Origin of the sequence: Streptomyces sp. NBC_00122 (assembly GCF_045160845.1) — a bacterium.
In the GTDB taxonomy this organism is placed as follows: Bacteria; Actinomycetota; Actinomycetes; order Streptomycetales; family Streptomycetaceae; genus Streptomyces.
Genome location: NZ_CP108191.1, coordinates 2,792,275 through 2,806,873 on the forward strand (window position 1 = coordinate 2,792,275; position 14,599 = coordinate 2,806,873).

The 14,599-nt window shown below is 72.1% G+C and carries 16 protein-coding genes and 1 tRNA gene; 8 read left to right on the top strand and 9 right to left on the bottom strand.

From position 1 onward, the window contains the following. Positions 1-215 precede the first annotated feature (215 nt). The 4 genes from phoU to OG737_RS13110 all read left to right on the top strand — a co-directional run bounded on the left by phoU (position 216) and on the right by OG737_RS13110 (position 1,791). A complete protein-coding gene (gene phoU / locus OG737_RS13095; RefSeq protein ID WP_190187206.1) occupies positions 216-893 on the top strand; it encodes a phosphate signaling complex protein PhoU in 678 nt (225 codons plus the stop codon). Positions 894-1,037: 144 nt separating this feature from the next. Further along, complete coding sequence (locus tag OG737_RS13100; protein WP_328926371.1) at positions 1,038-1,187, top strand: hypothetical protein; 150 nt, start codon at positions 1,038-1,040, stop codon at positions 1,185-1,187. A 130-nt stretch (positions 1,188-1,317) separates the two neighbouring features. Further along, positions 1,318-1,392, top strand: a tRNA-Trp gene (locus OG737_RS13105). Between the two features lie 192 nt (positions 1,393-1,584). Further along, entirely contained in the window at positions 1,585-1,791 is a 207-nt protein-coding gene (locus OG737_RS13110) for a hypothetical protein (protein ID WP_328926372.1), read from the top strand. 143 nt (positions 1,792-1,934) lie between these two features. Here OG737_RS13110 and OG737_RS13115 read toward each other — a convergent pair whose 3' ends face one another. Next, the gene (locus tag OG737_RS13115) at positions 1,935-2,696 is read right to left on the bottom strand and encodes a phosphoglyceromutase (protein WP_328926373.1); all 762 of its coding nucleotides are present in this window, start codon (positions 2,694-2,696) and stop codon (positions 1,935-1,937) included. Positions 2,697-2,850: 154 nt separating this feature from the next. On the opposite strand from OG737_RS13115, the gene OG737_RS13120 reads away from it, so the two are divergent. Then, entirely contained in the window at positions 2,851-4,140 is a 1,290-nt protein-coding gene (locus OG737_RS13120) for an MFS transporter (protein WP_328926374.1), read from the top strand. Positions 4,141-4,186: 46 nt separating this feature from the next. Here OG737_RS13120 and OG737_RS13125 read toward each other — a convergent pair whose 3' ends face one another. After that, positions 4,187-4,681 carry a YbjN domain-containing protein gene (locus tag OG737_RS13125; RefSeq protein WP_328926375.1) on the bottom strand — a complete coding sequence of 165 codons (495 nt, stop codon included), beginning with the start codon at positions 4,679-4,681 and terminating at the stop codon, positions 4,187-4,189. Next, positions 4,674-6,044 (bottom strand): D-inositol-3-phosphate glycosyltransferase, encoded by a 1,371-nt coding sequence (gene mshA, locus OG737_RS13130; protein WP_405679621.1) that lies wholly within the window; start codon positions 6,042-6,044, stop codon positions 4,674-4,676. Before mshA ends, OG737_RS13125 begins: the two co-directional genes overlap by 8 nt. A 218-nt stretch (positions 6,045-6,262) precedes the next feature. Here mshA and OG737_RS13135 point away from each other — a divergent pair, with 218 nt between their 5' ends. From OG737_RS13135 to OG737_RS13145, 3 genes are all read left to right on the top strand, one after another. Further along, positions 6,263-7,093, top strand: coding sequence for a class I SAM-dependent methyltransferase (locus OG737_RS13135; protein ID WP_405679619.1), 831 nt, complete (start codon positions 6,263-6,265; stop codon positions 7,091-7,093). Positions 7,094-7,304: 211 nt separating this feature from the next. Further along, a complete protein-coding gene (locus OG737_RS13140) occupies positions 7,305-8,396 on the top strand; it encodes an NlpC/P60 family protein (protein ID WP_328926377.1) in 1,092 nt (363 codons plus the stop codon). 473 nt (positions 8,397-8,869) lie between these two features. Next, positions 8,870-10,216 carry a SpoIIE family protein phosphatase gene (locus OG737_RS13145; protein ID WP_328926378.1) on the top strand — a complete coding sequence of 449 codons (1,347 nt, stop codon included), beginning with the start codon at positions 8,870-8,872 and terminating at the stop codon, positions 10,214-10,216. A gap of 48 nt (positions 10,217-10,264) precedes the next feature. Here the strand turns inward: OG737_RS13145 and OG737_RS13150 are convergent, their stop codons facing one another. The 6 genes from OG737_RS13150 to OG737_RS13175 form a co-directional block, all read right to left on the bottom strand. After that, positions 10,265-10,606, bottom strand: a complete 342-nt coding sequence (locus OG737_RS13150) for a DUF2516 family protein (protein ID WP_328926379.1) — start codon at positions 10,604-10,606, stop codon at positions 10,265-10,267. 126 nt (positions 10,607-10,732) lie between these two features. Further along, complete coding sequence (locus OG737_RS13155) at positions 10,733-11,302, bottom strand: hypothetical protein (protein WP_328926380.1); 570 nt, start codon at positions 11,300-11,302, stop codon at positions 10,733-10,735. Between the two features lie 23 nt (positions 11,303-11,325). Beyond that, positions 11,326-11,721: a helix-turn-helix domain-containing protein gene (locus OG737_RS13160; protein ID WP_405921540.1), complete on the bottom strand. Its 396-nt coding sequence runs from the start codon at positions 11,719-11,721 to the stop codon at positions 11,326-11,328. 71 nt (positions 11,722-11,792) lie between these two features. Further along, entirely contained in the window at positions 11,793-12,554 is a 762-nt protein-coding gene (locus OG737_RS13165; RefSeq protein WP_405679616.1) for a putative protein N(5)-glutamine methyltransferase, read from the bottom strand. Positions 12,555-12,611: 57 nt separating this feature from the next. Then, entirely contained in the window at positions 12,612-13,856 is a 1,245-nt protein-coding gene (locus tag OG737_RS13170; RefSeq protein ID WP_405921541.1) for a GNAT family N-acetyltransferase, read from the bottom strand. Between the two features lie 99 nt (positions 13,857-13,955). Further along, complete coding sequence (locus OG737_RS13175) at positions 13,956-14,543, bottom strand: AmfC protein (RefSeq protein WP_328926383.1); 588 nt, start codon at positions 14,541-14,543, stop codon at positions 13,956-13,958. Positions 14,544-14,599: the final 56 nt, after the last annotated feature.

Genomic DNA, 14,599 nt, shown 5'->3' on the forward strand with positions numbered 1-14,599 from the left:
GATCCAGGTTAAGCAGGCGCGACGACACTTCCACAGCCGTTCGGGTGGCGCCTCGAACAGTCGTCGCCCAGAGTTCACCGTGGCGACGGGGTTGATTCACTTGTGGTGCCGAAGTCGGACGCGTTCGCGGCTCACCGTGTCAACGTGGGGCAGAAGGCCGCCCCGGCCCGCCCCGGGCAGTACCGCAGTAACAGGTCGAGAGAGGGACACGAGACATGCGCGACGCGTACCACGAGGAACTGGACTCGATCGGAGAAAGCCTGGTCGAGATGGCCCGGCTCGTCGGTTCCGCGATCGGGCGGGCCACGACGTCCATGCTCGACGCCGACCTGAAGCTCGCCGAGAGCGTCATCGCCGCCGACCAGAAGGTCGACGACCTCCAGCACGACCTGGAGGCCCGCGCCATCGCGCTGCTGGCCCGGCAGCAGCCGGTCGCCACCGACCTGCGCATCGTCGTGACCTCGCTGCGGATGAGCGCCGACCTGGAGCGCAGCGGCGACCTGGCCCAGCACGTGGCGAAGCTCGCCCGGCTGCGCTTCCCGGACACCGCCGTGCCGCGGGACCTGCACGCCACCATCCTGGAGATGGGACAGCTGGCGCAGCGGCTGATGGCGAAGGCCGCCGAGGTGATCATCACCAAGGACGTCGACCTCGCCCTCCAGCTGGAACAGGACGACGACGAGATGGACCAGCTGCACCGCACGCTGTTCCAGCACCTGATGGACGACCGCTGGAAGCACGGCATCGAGACGGCGGTGGACGTGACGCTGCTGGGCCGCTACTACGAGCGCTTCGCCGACCACGCGGTGTCGGTGGCCAAGCGCGTGGTCTATCTGGTCACGGGCGAGCACGCGGACGAGCTGCAGCCGCCGACCCAGGTCGAGGGCGTCTGACCGTACGGGGCACGGGCCGGGCCCGGCCGGCACCGTCGGGCCGGTGAGCCCCAATGCGCCGTTGACGCGCCGGTGTGGCTGGGCATGAATGAGGCGAGGCGGTCCATCGTGCGAAGTCCCGTACGCCGCCCACGAGGAGGAACCATGCCCGATTCCCCCGTACCCATCACCCCGGAGCAGGAGCAGCCGACGAGGCCGGACCCACTGCGCCTCCCGCTGCTCGCAGCCTGTGGCTGCGGCTCGGGCTGCGGCTGCGGCTGCCAGTCCGGCGCCCCCTGCCAGTGCGGCGGCTGACCCACCGGCCTGCCCGCCCGGCGCAGCGCACACCAGGGGCCCCGTCCGATCCGCTCGGACGGGGCCCTTCGCCACGCCCGGGTCCGGCGCGGCCCGGACGGCACGCCGCGCCTACGATGCCCGCGGGGGCGGATCCGTAGCGCAGAGGTCGTCGCGCGCGGTCTCCAAAACCGCGAGGACGCCGGTTCGATTCCGGCCGGGTCCGCCCTTCCGCCCCCGCAGACAGCGAAAAGCCGGGGTGGTCTCCTCGTCCTAGGGCCTGTCCGAGGGGTCGCGTCACCGACCCCGCACCCGACAGCACCGTCACCCGAATGGCCCAACATGACGTGCCACCCACATGGGTGAAGATCAAGCTGGCTAGTGACCCAACCGCGGCAATCCGTGAAAGGGGAAACACATGCGAATTCGACGAATCCTCGCCGCCGTCATCGCCACGGCAGCCCTCGCCGGACTCGGCCTCACAGGCGTCGCCACCGCCGCCGCCACCGCACAGGGTGCCCCATCCACCGTCACCCCATCTGAGTGCAAGCAGGGCGGCGGAACGCCCGATCTGACGGACAACATCTGCAAGGGCGGTACCCACAACGGGGAGTCGGTCGACTGAACCCCACAAGGCGCCCCGCAGCCACGCGCCGCGGGGCGCTTCCGCGCGAGCGTGGCCGGGAGAGTCGCAGGGACTGTGGCCCGGGGCATGAGAATGCCTCCCACCGGCGCCGTATGCGCAGGCGGGAGGCATGATCACAAAACCTACTTCTTCTTGCCCTGGTTCTTGACGGCCTCGATGGCGGCCGCGGCCGCGGCGGGGTCGAGGTAGGTGCCGCCCGGGTTGAGGGGCTTGAAGTCGGCGTCCAGCTCGTAGGAGAGCGGGATGCCGGTCGGGATGTTCAGACCCGCGATGTCGGCGTCTGAGACGCCGTCCAGGTGCTTGACCAGCGCGCGCAGGGAGTTGCCGTGCGCGGCGACCAGCACCGTGTGGCCGTCCAGCAGGTCCGGGACGATCGAGTCGTACCAGTACGGGAGCATGCGGACGACGACGTCCTTGAGGCACTCGGTGCGCGGGCGCAGCTCCGGCGGGATCGAGGCGTAGCGCGGGTCCTCGGACTGCGAGAACTCCGTACCGTCCTCGAGGGCCGGCGGCGGGGTGTCGTACGAGCGGCGCCACAGCATGAACTGCTCCTCGCCGAACTCGGCGAGGGTCTGGGCCTTGTCCTTGCCCTGGAGGGCGCCGTAGTGGCGCTCGTTCAGGCGCCAGGAGCGGTGGACCGGGATCCAGTGACGGTCGGCGGCCTCGAGCGCCAGCTGCGCGGTGCGGATCGCGCGCTTCTGGAGCGAGGTGTGCACGACGTCGGGGAGCAGACCGGCGTCCTTGAGCAGCTCACCGCCACGGACCGCCTCCTTCTCGCCCTTCTCGTTGAGATTGACGTCCACCCAGCCGGTGAACAAGTTCTTCGCGTTCCACTCGCTCTCGCCGTGACGGAGGAGGATCAGCTTGTACGGTGCGTCGGCCATGCGTACGAGCCTAATGGACGTGCCGGGCCGCTCGCGCGCGGTGTCCACGCCCGCCCGATTGACGGCGGGCGTCAATCCAGTGGCGCCGCGGGACACGTCACTCGTAATGTGCCTGGAGCCGAAGAGACGCTTACATCACCCGGGGGGATTCCTTATGTCCGCTGCCAGTTTGAGACAGGCCGCCCGGGAGAGCGTGTCGGGTCTGCCGCGTGCGTTCTGGTGGCTGTGGGTGAGCACCCTGGTGAACCGGCTCGGGGCCTTCGTCGCCACGTTCATGACCTTGTACCTGACGCTGGACCGGGGCTACTCGGCCTCCTTCGCGGGACTCGTGGTCGCCCTCCACGGGCTCGGCGGTGTGATCTCCTCGCTCGTCGCGGGAGTGATGACCGACCGGCTCGGCCGACGGCCCACCCTGATGGCCGCGCAGGCCTCGACCGCCTTCTCCGTCGCACTGCTGGGCTTCATGGAGCACCCGGCGTCGATCGCGGCCGTCGCGCTGCTGGTCGGCATGACCTCCAACGCGTCCCGCCCGGCCGTGCAGGCGATGATGGCCGACATCGTCCGCCCCGAGGACCGGGTGCGGGCCTTCGCGCTCAACTACTGGGCGATCAACCTGGGCTTCGCCGTCTCCGCGACCGTCGCCGGCTTCGTGGCCGAGTACAGCTACCTGGCCGGGTTCCTGGGCGAGGCGGCACTGACGCTGCTCTGCGCGGTCCTCGTGTACGTGAAGCTGCCCGAGTCGCGGCCGGAGAAGGGCGACGCGGCCACGGAGGCGGCCGAGGCGGAGATCGGGCTCGGGACGGTGCTGCGCGACGGGCGCTACATGGGCGTGGTCGGGCTGTCGTTCCTGATCTCGCTGATCTTCATGCAGGGGTCGTTCGGGCTGCCGCTGGCGATGGGGGCGGCGGGCTTCAGCACGGGCGACTACGGCATGGCCGTCGCCGTGAACGGCGTACTGATCGTGCTGCTGCAGATCCCGGTCACGCGGTTCATCGAGCACCGCGACCCGCAGAAGCTGCTGGTGATCTCGGCGCTGCTGGCGGGGTACGGCTTCGGGCTCACGGCCTTCGGCGGCTCGATCGGGGTGATCGCGCTGACCGTCTGCGTGTGGACGCTGGCTGAGATCATCAACTCGCCGACCCAGATGGGCCTGGTCGCGCGGCTCTCCCCGCTGCACGGGCGCGGCCGCTACCAGGGGATGTACACGCTGTCCTGGGCGGTGGCCTCGCTGATCGCGCCGCTGCTGGCGGGCTTCGTGATCGACCGGTTCGGGGCGGGCTGGCTGTGGGGGACGACCGCGGTCCTGGGGACGGTCGCCGGGCTCGGGTACTGGCTGCTGATGCGGGGCCTCCCCGAAGGGGACGCGGGTACGGGCACCGGAGCCGAGGGCGGGGTCGCGACCGCCGCCGCGGGCGCGCCGCTCCCGGCCACCGCCGAGGCGTAGGGCCCCGGCGGCGGCCGGGAGCACCGGCCGGGTCAGGACGGCTGCGTCAGGACGGCTGCGTCAGGTGCTTGAACGCGTCGAGGTTGTACGTCGGTTCGCCACGGGACACGCGCCACTCGTACTCCCGGCGGATCGCGCTCGCGAAGCCGAGTTCCAGCAGGGTGTTGAAGGCGCCGTCCGCAGCCTCCAGGACCGTGCCGAGCAGGCGGTCGAGGTCGTCCGGGGTGACCACGGACAGCGGGAGCCTGGCCGTCAGGTAGACGTCACCGAGGCGGTCGACCGCGTAGCCCATCCCGTACAGCTTGAGGTTGCGCTCCAGCAGCCAGCGGTGGACACCCGCCTCGTTCTCGTCCGGGTGGCGGATCACGAAGGCGTTGACCGACAGAGAGTGCCGGCCGACCCGGAGCGAGCAGGTGGTGCTCAGCTTGCGGGTGCCGGGGAGCTGGACCACGTACGAGCCCGGCTCGGGGCTCTCCCAGCTCAGCTCCGCACCGGTCAGGGCGGTCTCGATGGTCGCGGCGATATCGGCGGTGTCAGCCATGGTGGGAGCGTACGCGACGGCGGTGATCATGCATGGCCGCGGTGTACACGTCGGCCGTGCCGCTCGCGGCGGTGTCCCAGCCGAAGAACTGCGCGTGCCGCGCGGCCGCGGCGCCCATCCGGTCGGCGAGCCCCGGCTCGTCGACGAAGCGGCGCAGCTCCCGCGCGTAGTCGACGGGGTCGTGGCCCGGTACGAGGATGCCGGTGACCCCGTCGTCGACGGCGACGGGCAGTCCGCCGACCTCGGCGGCGAGCACCGGCGTGCCGCTGGCCTGCGCCTCTATGGCGACGAGCCCGAAGGACTCGCTGTACGAGGGCATGACCAGCACGGACGCCGCGCGGAACCAGTCGGCGAGCCCGTCCTGCGCGACCGGCGGGTGGAAGTGCACGAGGTCGGCGATGCCCAGCTTCGCGGCGAGCTTCTGCAGGCCCTCCGGCTTGGCGAGGCCGCTGCCGCTGGGGCCGCCGACGACGGGGACGAACAGACGGCTGCGCATCGCGGGGTCACGGTCGACCAGCTCGGCGACCGCGCGCAGCAGGATGTCGGGGGCCTTGAGGGGCTGGATCCGGCCGGCGAACAGCGGGATGACGGCGTCCTGCGGCAGGCCCAGGCGGGCGCGGGCGGCGGCCCGGCCGTCCCCGGCGGTGAAGCGGTCGAGGTTCACGCCGGGGTGGACGACGGCGACCTTGCCGGAGTCGGCCTCGTAGTAGCGGACGAGTTCGTCGGCTTCCTCGGCGGTGTTGGCGATGAGCCGATCCGCGGCGGCCACGATCTGGGTCTCGCCGATGACGCGGGCGGCGGGCTCGGGCGTGTCGCCCTCGGCCAGCGCGGCGTTCTTGACCTTGGCCATGGTGTGCATGGCGTGCACGAGCGGTACGCCCCAGCGCTCGGCGGCGAGCCAGCCGACATGGCCGGAAAGCCAGTAGTGGGAGTGGACGAGGTCGTAGTAACCGGGGCGGTGACCGGCCCAGGCCTGCATGACGCCGTGGGTGAAGGCGCACAGCTGGGCCGGGAGCTCCTCCTTGGCGAGGCCTTCGTACGGGCCCGCGTCCACGTGCCGTACCAGGACCCCGGGGGCCAGCTCGACCACCGGCGCCAGGCCGCCCTCGGTGGCCCGGGTGAAGATCTCGACCTCGATGTTGATCGCGGCGAGGCGCTTGGCCAGCTCCACGATGTACACGTTCATCCCGCCCGCGTCGCCGGTGCCGGGCTGGTGCAGCGGCGAGGTGTGCACGCTGAGCATGGCCACCCGGCGGGGCTTGCGGTGGTGGCCCACGGCCGGCAGGCGCAGCCGCGGCGGTTCGTGGCGGGTCGCGCGGGCGGCGGCGAGACGGCCGCTGATGCGGGACACGTACTGGCTCAAGGGAGCAGTTCCTCTCGCTCGGACGGCCACTCGGACGGACGGACCGGCCACACGGACGGCATGACTGCAAGGGCACGCTCGGCACCCTGCAAGCAGTGCAACCCGGACGGCCGCCCCGCGCATTCCGGGGTCCGGCGGTTTTCCTCGATGTTTCTTGATCGGCCAGGGGAAGAGGCCGGGTTTTCATCCGGCGAGGGCGCTCCGCTTAGGCTCGGCTCATGGCCTCCCGCACCACCCCGACCCCGAGCCGCGTCCCCGGCCGCCCTGTGGGCTCGGTGACGCGCGGGACGACGAACCCGAACCGGTTGCGCCGGATGGACCGCTGGATCGCCGCCACGCACGGGGCGGCGCTGCGCCGCGCGCAGGCGCCGGTCGCGGTGGACCTCGGCTACGGGGCCGCGCCCTGGACGGCGGTCGAGCTGCTGGCGCGGCTGCGCGAGGCGGCGCCGCGGGTAAGGGTGGTCGGCATCGAGATCGAGCCCGCGCGGGTCGCGGCGGCGAAGCCGTACGAGTGTGAGGGGCTGAGTTTCCGCCACGGCGGCTTCGAGGTGCCGCTGGACGGGCCGGGCGGCGGGGAGCGGCCGGCGCTGATCCGCGCGGCGAACGTCCTGCGCCAGTACGACGAGGAACAGGTCGCTGCGGTGTGGGAGCGGCTGTGCGCGCGGCTGGCCCCGGACGGGCTGCTGGTGGAGGGGACCTGCGACGAGATCGGGCGGCGGCACGTGTGGGTCGCGCTCGGGCCGGAGGGGGCGCGCACGGTGACCTTCGCGACCCGGCTGGGTTCGCTGGAGCGCCCTTCGGACCTGGCGGAGCGGCTGCCGAAGGCGCTGATCCACCGCAATGTGCCGGGCGAACCGGTGCACGCGTTCCTGCGCGACTTCGACCGGGCGTGGGCGGCGGCCGCTCCGTACGCGTCGTACGGGGCCCGGCAGCGCTGGATCCGGACGGCGCGGGCCCTGTCGGGGGATTGGCCGCTGGCGGACGGGCCGGGGCGGTGGCGGCAGGGGGAACTGACGGTGCGCTGGGAGGCGTTGCGCCCGACGGGGTGAAAGCGGCGCCGTGGGGAACCGGTGATACGGATCGCCCGTTGAGCCGTCAGGGATGGGGTCCGTTGGGGCGGACAAGATCGGAAGGACGCCCGCGAGGGTGTTGCAATTCATCGACTCGTGGCACCATCCCGAAGGCGGCGATAAGTTACTGACGAATAGTCAGATTTCCTGCACAGTGATGCGGGGTCTGACTCGGGTGCCTGGGGGGACCATGGGGGCCGAAAGGCGACAGCGAGGCGCAAGCGCTCTCGTGCTGCTGTGCGCGATGGCGGTACTGACGGCGCCGGGCCTGGCGACGGGCACGGCGTATGCGGCACCGGCACCGGCGGTACCCGCCACGCCGGCCGCGCCCGCGCCGGAGCCGGGAGCCAAGTCCCTGGAGCAGGTCCGCAAGGAGATAGAGGACCTCTATCACCAGGCGGGCGCCGCCACGGACGCCTACAACCTCGCCGAGGCCGAGGCCAAGGCCCAGTCCGACAAGATCGTCGAGATCGCCAACCTGATCGTCGCCGGCCAGGAGCGGATCACCACCCTGAAGAGCCGTGCGGGTGCGGCCGCGCGCGCCCAGTACCGCTCGGGCGGACTGCCGGCGGGCGCGAAGCTGGCGCTGAGCGACGACCCGGGCAAGTTCCTCGACGGGGCGGGCCGGCTGAAGCAGGGCGAGAAGGCCGCGTCGGACATGCTGGCCGAACTGGACCGGACGCAGAACGACTTGAAGCAGTACGCGCAGGAGGCGAGCGCGCACTGGGCCACGCTGGAGGCCAATCGGCTGAAGCAGGAGGCCTCGAAGAAGGCGATCGAGGAGAAGATCAAGGCGGCGGAGGAGCTGGAGAACAAGCTCGAAGCCGAGGAGAAGGCCCGGCTGATCCAGCTGGAGCAGGAAGCGCAGTACAAGGCGCAGACGGCGTGGCTGTCGACGGGTGCGATGAAGGACGTCAACGGCGCGGCGAGCGAGGCCGGGAAGCGGGCGGTGCAGTTCGCGACGACCCAGATCGGCAAGCCGTACAAGTGGGGAGCCGTGGGTCCGGATTCGTTCGACTGCTCCGGCCTGACCTCCCAGGCCTGGCTGGCGGCGGGCAGGGGGATCCCGCGCACCTCGCAGGAGCAGCTGCGGCTGCTGCCGAAGGTCGCGGTCAAGGACATGCGCCCGGGCGACCTGATCATCTACTTCGACGACGCGAGCCACGTCGCGATGTATATCGGCGACGGCGCGATGGTCCACGCCCCGCGCCCCGGCCGGAACGTGACGATCGCGGGCGCGGGCTCCATGCCGATCAAGGCGGTCGTCCGCCCGGACGCGTAGCCCTCGCCTGGCCGGCACACGGGTTCGGGTCCGCGGGCACTCCCCCGCTGCTCGACACGCCCCCGGCCCGACACGGCCCTGCCCGGCCCTTCCCCGGCCCGGACCTGCCCCCGGCAGGGCCGCACGAAGCCCTGGCCAGGCCTGCCCAGGCCCGGCGCCGGATACCGAACCCTGACGGAAGCCGCACGGACCCCTCGCGGGCAGCCCCGCAGCGCCGGGCTGCGGGAACTCCCCCGCGCTCCGGCGCGGCCCGGCGGGCGGCGGAGGCAACCGATCAGGCGGCCGATACGTCTCGTTGGACGGGACGAACGCGGCCCCCGCGTGACCTTTGTCATCCAGTGAGGCCGATTTTCCCCCGCGATAACGGCATATGACCGTGGCCTTGGCCCAGAACGGCATTCCGCTCACCGGTCCTGGAGGCTAGGGTCTGCCGGACGAGCGCACCCTCGGGGGGAGGGAAGGAACCGGAGACGATGCCCGTACCCGTACCGCGGCAGAGGGAAATCCCGGCCACGGAGAGCGGTCAGGCCGTTCTGCACACCGCCGCACCGCCCCTCACGGAGGCGCCTGCGGAGGCGACCGCGCAGCCGACCCCGCACACGACCTCGCTGACCCTCCTGGTCATCGCGGACGATCCGACGGGCGACCTCACGGTCCCCGAGATCCTCGACGCCGACGGCCACCGCATCCGGCTCCGCACCGCCCGCAACCTCACCGAGGCCGCGCGGCTGCTCACGCCCGACGTCCACTGCATCCTGCTCGACCTGTCCCTCCCAGACACGGGCCCCCGTACGACGTCACCGTCGCCGTCCACATCGGCCGCCGCCACGGCCACCGCCACCGTGGACCGGCTGGCGGCCCTCCGCCAGGTGCTCCGGATCGCACCGCGCCACGCCGTCCTCGTCCTGACCGCCGAGGACGACGCCGAGCGTGCCGCCGAGGCCGTCAGCGCCGGCGCCCAGGACTTCCTCTTCCGGGACGAGCTGGACGGCAGGCTGCTGAGCCGCGCCATCCGCTACGCGGTGGAGAGAAAACGGGCGGACATCGCCCAGTACAAGCTTGCAGAATCGAAACTGCGCGCCCAGGAGAACGCCCGCCTGGAACGCGGGCTGCTTCCCAACCCCCTCCTGGAGGGCTCCGACCTCCGCTTCGCCGCCCGCTACCGCCCCGGCCGCAGCCGGGCCCTCCTGGGCGGCGACTTCTACGACACCGTCCGCACCCCCGACGGCACCGTCCACGCCATGATCGGCGACGTCTGCGGCCACGGCCCCGACGAGGCCGCCCTCGGCGTCGAGCTCCGCATCGCCTGGCGCGCCCTGACCCTGGCCGGCCTGTGCGGCGACGACCTGCTGGCCACGCTCCAGGAGGTCCTGGAGGTGGAGCGCCCCTGCGAGGAGATCTTCGCGACGCTGTGCACCGTGGACATCTCGCCCGACGGCCGTCGTGCGGGCCTGTGCCTGGCCGGGCACCCGGCGCCGCTGATATCCAGGCCGGGCCGCCCCGCGCGGCTCCTGCCGTACGAGAACAGCGGCCCGGCACTGGGACTCCTGCCCAAGGCCCGCTGGCCCCGGCGCCAGGTCGAGCTCGGCGGCACCTGGAGCCTCATGCTCTACACCGACGGGCTGATCGAGGGCCGGATCGGCGAGGGCAAGGAGCGCCTCGGGCAGGACGGCATGGTCGAGATGATCAACCGCCACCTGGACCGCGGGCTGAGCGGCGAGGGGCTGCTGGAAGCCGCCGTCACCGAGGCGCGCCGCCTCAACGGGGGCGAGCTCACCGACGACGTGGCCGTGGTCCTGCTCTCCCGCGCCGAGTCCTGACGGCAGGCGTGCCGTCGGGCGCGACTGCGGGCGCGACGGCGGGCGCGGCTACCGCCCGCCGTTGTACGGCCCGTACGGCCCGTCGCTGCTGCTGCCGCCGCTGCGCCGCCCGCCGCCCGAGACCTGCTTGAGCGCGGGGCGTACGTCGACGAGGAACACGATGGTCGCGACCAGGCCGGCGATCGTCAGGAACAGCATCCCGGGCAGGAAGAAGTCCACGACCACGGTGATGCCCAGAATGACCAGCCAGAAGGTCTTGGTCTGCTTGCCGGCCGCCCGGTACGCGTCCTCGCGGGCCACCAGCGCGAAGCCGAAGGCCACCACGGCGAGCACCAGCATGGCGAGCCCGAGCAGCGGGATCACGCCTCGATCGAACCCGTCCATCAACATCGCTTCGACCGCCTTCTCATGCTCGTTCTCCGCACGCCTGATTCCACGCTACCGGCACAAACGCCCTCATGAACCACAACGGGCCGGACACCCTCAAGGTGCCCGGCCCGCCGTCGGTCATGCGGTTCAGCTCTCGTCGCCCGCCGTAACGGTGGCCTTCTTGGCCGTGGCCTTGCGCGCGGCGGTCCGCTTCGCGGCGGGCTTCTCCTCGCCGGTGGACGCCTCGGCGGCGGCCGGCTCGGCCTCGGGCGCGGGCTCGACGGCCACGGCGATCTCGACGATCTCGTCGGAGACCTCGCCCCGCCAGGCGCGGACGGCCTGCTCGCCGTGCTCGGCGACCTTGTCGTAGGTCTCCTTGGCGCGGACCGCGTACTCGGCGGCGACGCCGACGCCGCGCAGCGCCAGGTCCTGCGCGGTCTCCCCGAGCTTCTTCGGGTCGATCGCGCCGAACACCTCGGCGACCTTGGCGGTGACCGCCTCCTGCGCTTCCTTGGCGGCCTCCTTGGCCTTCTCCTGCACGACCTTCGGGTCGGTGTTCTTCACGGCCTCGATGCGCGCGGGGGCCTCGGCGCGCAGCTGCTCGATGAGCCCCGGCACCTTCTTGGCCTGCTGCACGGCGAGGTCGGCCGTGCCGGCCGCGAAGTAGAGCGGGGTGGGGTCGGTGAGGGTCTTCTTCAGGTCATCGGCGATGGCCATGTGCTGGTCCTCCCGGATCAAGTTCAGTCCGTCGTCTTCGACGGGGTCTCTTCGTCGGCGTCATCAGGCGTGTCGAGCGCGTTCTCCTTGCGGAACGACTCGTAGATCTGGAGCAGCACCTGCTTCTGCCGCTCGTTGATGGACGGGTCGGCGAGGATGACGGCCCGCGTCTCCACCTCGTCCCGGTCCCGCTCATCGAGGATCCCGGCCTGCACGTACAGCGTCTCCGCGGAGATCCGCAGCGCCTTGGCCAGCTGCTGGAGGATGTCCGCGCTCGGCTTGCGCAGCCCGCGCTCGATCTGGCTCAGGTACGGATTCGACACCCCCGCGGCGTCGGCCAGCTGCCGCAGCGAGAGCCGGGCCTGCCGACGCTGCTCACGGAGGTACTCGCCGAGGTTTCCGACGTTGAGCGTTGCCATGTAGGGAATCCTGCCCGATTCTGCTAACTATTGCAAGCAGACGCTTGCAACATCTCCCACCCGTACAGCGGTCAGACCGCGGCGACGACCACCGTCGCGTACAGCTCCTCCGAGGTCGCCACGCGGGTCGCGAGGCCCGCCGAGGTCAGGGCCGCGGCCGTCGACGGGCACTGGCGGGCGCTCGTCTCGATCAGCAGGTGGCCGCCCGGGGCCAGCCAGGGCAGGGCGCCCGCCGCCACCCGGCGGTGGACGTCCAGGCCGTCCGCGCCGCCGTCCAGGGAGACCAGGGGCTCGTGGTCCCGGGCCTCCGACGGCATGAAACCGATCTCCTCCGTCGGCACGTACGGGGCGTTGACCACCAGCACGTCCACCCGCCCGCGCAGCGACGCCGGGAGCGGGGCGTACAGGTCGCCCTCCCACACGCTGCCGCCGTACGGGGCCACGTTGCGCCGCGCGTACGCCAGCGCCGCCGCGTCGATGTCCGCCACGTGCAGCTCCACACTGCCCGCCGCCCGCGCCGCCACCGCCGCGCCCAAGGCGCCGACCCCGCAGCACAGGTCCAGCACGACGGCACCGGGCCGGGCCAGCGCCACCGCCTGCGTCACCAGGAACTCGGTGCGCCTGCGCGGTACGAAGGCCCCCGCGCCCACCTCCATCCGCAGCCCGCAGAACTCGGCCCAGCCCACCACGTGTTCCAGCGGTTCGCCGCCGACCCGGCGGCCCAGCAGCTCCGCCAGGTGGCCGTCGTCCCGGGCGGCCGCGACCAGCAGGTCCGCCTCCTCCTCCGCGAAGACACAGCCCGCCGCACGCAGTTGTTCCACGACAGTCGTCAAATACCTCAGTCCTCGGTGCTCACTGTCCGGTCATCTCGAACGATCAAACGATAGGGATCAGAAGACGTCCGGGCACCACGGCCGGCGCGCCGTGCGGAACACCGCGTCGGCCAGGGCCAGCGCCCCCGGCCGCTCCTCGGCCACCCGGCCGAGCGCGCCCAGCCGCACCGCGGACTCGTCGCCCAGGTACAGGCATCCCAGCGCGGACACGTCCAGCCGCAGGTCCGCGGCCTCCTCGGTCCGCTCGCACGTCCCCGCGCCCGCGTCCAGCCGGTAGCGGCCGCCCGCCGGGCCCGCCGCGTCCGTCACGTCGAGCACGATCACCCCGCCCACCGCGTACGTCCGCGCGCTCAGCGCCCGTACGACGTCGAGCAGCCGCACCCACAGGAAGTCCGAACAGGTCAGGGACCGGGCGGAGCGCGGGTCGGGCAGCAGGTGCGTGACCAGGTCGTCGGGGGCCCGGTAGCCGGTGCGGACCTTGAGCACCCAGTCGATGGAGCACAGGAAGTGCCACAGCGCCCGCTGCGCCTCGGGGGTGACCGCCAGCAGGTCCCGGACCTGCACGGTGTTCTGCGGGACCTTCGCGTCCGTCCAGTTGTCGTCGGCCTGGTAGGTGACCAGGCCCGCCACCTCGCCGGCCGCCGTGCGGTACACGGCGTGGAACTTGTCCTTGTACGGGCGGTGCGACATCTCCTCCAGGCCGGTCACCAGGCTCCACCAGCGCTCGTCCCGGTCCACCGCGCCGTGCGTGACCGAGCGCAGCCGCTCGTGCAGCTCCGGGCCCACGCGCCGGACCTCGGCGGCGTCCGCGAAGTCGATCCGGCCGCCGTCCAAATCGGGGGGCAGGTGCCGGTCCAGTCCGGTCCGCGGTACGTCGATCTCCCATTCCGAGACCGAGGTGGCCGCCCCGTAGCCGTACCGCCCGTAGATCGGGTACTCGGCGGCGATCAGCGTCGACAGCACGTCCCCGCGGGCGTGGGCGGCGGCGAGCTCCGCGGCCATCATCCGGGTCAGGATGCCCTGGCGGCGGTGCGTGGCCAGCACCGCCACGTTCGAGACGGCGCTGGCGGGAACGGCCGCCCCACCGGGCACGGTCAGCTCCTGCGCGAAGGAGCGGAAGGCCGCCACGCAGCGGCCGGTGCCGGTGTCGAACGCACCCTGGATACGGGTGAGGTCGCTGTACTTGGCCCGCTGGGCGACATCGGACTCCGTCACCCGGGCCGTGCTCAGGAACCCTGTGTTCAGGGTGTTCAGCCACTCGTGGAGTTCGGATTCGGCGATCGGCCGGACGTCAGTACTCATAGCGATCCACGCTAATCGCCGGTCCTGCCCAAGTCGCCCGGTTTTCCCGCGCCGTTCGAGCCCTGCGCGCCCTGCGGGCCCTGCGTGACCTCCCGCGCCTCAGACCAGCAGGTCGTCCACCTGCGCCTCGCCCTCCCGGTACCGCCGGGTGATCTCCGCGCTGCACTCGTCCACCGTGCGCTGGAGCTGCTGGCGGCGCCGCGAGACCTGCTGCTCGTAGCGGATCAGCTTGCCCATCCCGTCATAGAGCTCGCCGTCCGTGCGCGCGCCGAGGTCCGAGAGTTCCACGTCGGCCAGCATCTCGGCCGCCAGCAGCCGGTACTCCTCGCTGTGCGGGGTACCGAGCGTGACGTGCCGGGCCGAGGCACTGCGGCTGGAGGGCGCGTCGGCGAGGATCTCGGAGAGCCGGTCCACCACCGGCGTCTCGGGGTCGGTACGCCGCGCCAGCTCGGCCCGCAGGATGTCGATGCGGCCTTGGAGCAATCTGCGTACGTAGCTCAGGTCGGCCTCGTCGCGCTGCGCGTCGCGGCGCAGCGCGCGCAGTTCCGGCAGCCCGAGCGCGCTGGTCGACGCGATCGCCACCGTGGTCGTTCCCAGTGCGTCGGAGGTGCGCTGCGCGGGTGGTCTTACCGCGGCAGCGGACATGGACGCGGGCGATGCAGGTACGGAGGTACCAGAAGTATTCATACGAACGAGCCCGTCCCCTCGACCGGTGCGGCGCACCCGCACCGCCTGCGTGCATC